A 1916-nucleotide genomic window follows, 5' to 3' on the forward strand; every position below is an offset into this window, starting at 1 on the left:
CATCGGCTCGTCGCGCGGCTTTCCGCGCGGGCCGGACAGCGATCTCGCGCAAGCGTTGCTCGCCGCGGCACGGCGGCTGTCGTGGCGGTTCGGGTGGATCGGCCGGTAAGCCGCCGCCTGCTTCCGCCCTCTTCCTTACCGCTCGAATCCCCGCTCTTGTCCCATGCGAGGCCGTGCAGGCACGGCCTCGCCACGCCTGCGCGTCAGAGACAAACCAACCCGAGACTCATGTTGCGAAGCAGCAACACAAAGTGTCAGTAATTCTCATATAACGAAATCGCATTTCACAAAGCGGAGCCGTTTCGCTATGATTAGGGTTATCCCTAACTCGCCACCTATACGGGGCTTCGTCATGCAAACGTCCAATATCTCCGACCGTTCCACCGAATCCACTGGCTGGCTCGCACGTGTGAGCGACCTGATTGCAGAAGCTTGGGCACTCCACCTCGAGAACTGCGAAGTCATCGCTGAAGCGCACGCACGCCTGCCGCACTGACCGGAACGAACGTCCGCCAGTTGATCGCACATCGCCCTGCCCGGACGCGCGCCACGAGGCCGCAGCGTCGGGCATCGGCATGCAATGCACCGCACATCGCCTGGCTGTCGGTCGGAAACCGGCCGGGGTTCCCCCGGTTGAATGCGCCCGCAGCGTCGAGCGCGCGTAGAAGTCACCTTGAAGCCGATTCCGGCGCCGATCGGCGTCGGCGTGGTTTTGCCTGACGGTTGCCCGGGCGGGCAGCCGTTATCGAGCCGGCGCGCGATTACGCCGGATCGTCCCGGATGGAAGATTCATCCGCTTTGCCGGCCAGGGTGCCGAACCGCGCGATGCGGCTCGCCCCACGCCCGGTTGCCGCCTTTCCCCGCGCCCACGCGCAGCCACCTGCGCCGTCGTTTCAACGCCGGCCGCACGCTGACTCCCATCACACCTGAATCGACGGCACGTCCTTCATGCAGCGCAGCGCGAACATCGAGCGGCTGTGGCGGATGCTCGAAATCTTGTACAGCTTTTCGCGCAGGAAACGCTCGTAGCCGGCCGTGCCGTCCACCGCGACCTTGATCCAGTAGTCGTACTCCCCCGACACGAGATAAGCCTCGAGCACCTCGGGCAGTGCAGCGAGTTCCTCGCCGAAACGGGCGAGCGCGTCGTCCTCGTGACGATCGAGCGTGACTTCGAGGATCACGATGTCCGCATAGCCCAGCTTGCGCTGGTTGACCAGCGCGACATAACCGTCGATGTAGCCGTCCACCTCGAGCTGCCGCGTGCGGTTCCAGCACGCGGTGGTCGACATGCCGATCTGTTCGGCCAGTTCGGCGTTCGACAGACGCGCATTTTTCTGCAGTGCACCGAGGATCTTGCGGTCCTGGCTGTCGAGCGTTTTCGGCGAGCGTTCACGTGTGGCCATGGCAGGAAGAATCTTCTACTGAAAACCGGGATTCTATCTGAACGACATTCCGGATTTGTGTCGGTTTGTGTGGAAATGCGGAAGCCTTTTAATCCGGCCCCTTGATATATTTTTACCCATGCCTGTTGTCCGGCACGCTCCCCGCGACAACCCCCTCGCACCGGGACGCACGGCCGCAATCACGAGTTGCGGTGCCGGCCAGCAGGCATGCGATTCCCCGCCGCCCGCGCGCCTATCCGGCCGCGCGGCTTCGGCGCCCGTGTTCCTGTTCCTGCCCTACCCGTCATGTCGTTCAGGCTTTACCTCTCGTTTCTCGCTGCTTCCGCCGTTCTCGTCTACGCTCCCGGCCCCGTCAACCTTCTCACCATGAACCAGGCACTGCGCGCCGGCTGGCGCCGCGCGCTGCCGTGCGTCTGGGGCGGCACGCTCGCCGTGCTGCTGCAACTTGCGCTGACCGCGCTGTGTCTGAATTCCCTCGTGCACCTCGACGAGCACGCGCTGACCGTGCTGCGC

General features: G+C 64.2%; 3 protein-coding genes and 1 pseudogene. 3 read left to right on the forward strand and 1 reads right to left on the reverse strand.

Features of this window, described 5'->3' with window-relative positions; genetic code table 11:
• Positions 1-109 (forward strand): annotated as a pseudogene (locus tag JYJ84_RS38125) (IclR family transcriptional regulator); the annotation flags it as partial.
• A gap of 243 nt (positions 110-352) precedes the next feature.
• Positions 353-496, forward strand: coding sequence for a hypothetical protein (locus tag JYJ84_RS35445; protein ID WP_237434858.1), 144 nt, complete (start codon positions 353-355; stop codon positions 494-496).
• A 424-nt stretch (positions 497-920) separates the two neighbouring features.
• On the opposite strand, the gene JYJ84_RS35450 is transcribed toward JYJ84_RS35445, so the two are convergent.
• Complete coding sequence (locus JYJ84_RS35450; RefSeq protein WP_021159229.1) at positions 921-1403, reverse strand: Lrp/AsnC family transcriptional regulator; 483 nt, start codon at positions 1401-1403, stop codon at positions 921-923.
• A gap of 285 nt (positions 1404-1688) precedes the next feature.
• Between JYJ84_RS35450 and JYJ84_RS38130 the strand changes: the two genes are divergently transcribed.
• Positions 1689-1916: LysE family translocator (locus tag JYJ84_RS38130; RefSeq protein WP_374102162.1), on the forward strand; the 228-nt coding region annotated here is incomplete at its 3' end.

The sequence above is a fragment of the Burkholderia sp. LMG 13014 genome (genome assembly GCF_905232215.1).
Classification (GTDB): domain Bacteria; phylum Pseudomonadota; class Gammaproteobacteria; order Burkholderiales; family Burkholderiaceae; genus Burkholderia.